Annotated in this window: 1 protein-coding gene; it reads right to left on the bottom strand. The window is 74.5% G+C overall.

Features of this window, described 5'->3' with window-relative positions:
* Nucleotides 1-486, bottom strand: a 486-nt coding sequence (locus G4D87_RS38590) for a Kelch repeat-containing protein (RefSeq protein ID WP_275902342.1), incomplete at both ends; no start/stop codon positions are given.

Here is a 486-nt window from a genome sequence, read left to right as displayed (position 1 = left end):
CCCAGCGTCCCGTCACCGGGTCATACAGCTCCGCCTGCAGGCCACTCACGAACAGGGCCTTGCCGTTGGCCAGCACCACCGCCGTCTGAGCCCCACCCCGCGAGAAGCCCGGAGGCGCCGCGGCGCTCCACGTCCCCGTCTCTGGATTGAACAGCTCCGCCGAGCGCAGCGGCCGCTGGTCCACGTCCGTCCCACCCGCCACCAGCACGCGCCCGTCCGCCAGCAGCACCGCCGCCGGGTCATTGCGCGCCACGGCCATGGGGCGCACCTCCGTCCACGTCCCGGTTGCCGGCGCATACACCTCCGCGTCCGCCAGCGCGCCCATCGCCACGCCGTTGGAGCCGCCCATCACCAGCACCCGGCCGTCCGCCAGCAGCACCGCGGCGTGGTTGCGCCGGCGCGTGCGCATGGCGCCCGTCTCACGCCACCGGCCCGTCTCCGGCTCGAACACCTCGCAGCTGCCCAGCGTGCGGTTCCCATCATGCC

It is taken from the genome of Myxococcus vastator (assembly GCF_010894475.1).
Lineage (GTDB): Bacteria > Myxococcota > Myxococcia > Myxococcales > Myxococcaceae > Myxococcus > Myxococcus vastator.
This window is presented reverse-complemented; position numbering and strand designations above follow the sequence as displayed.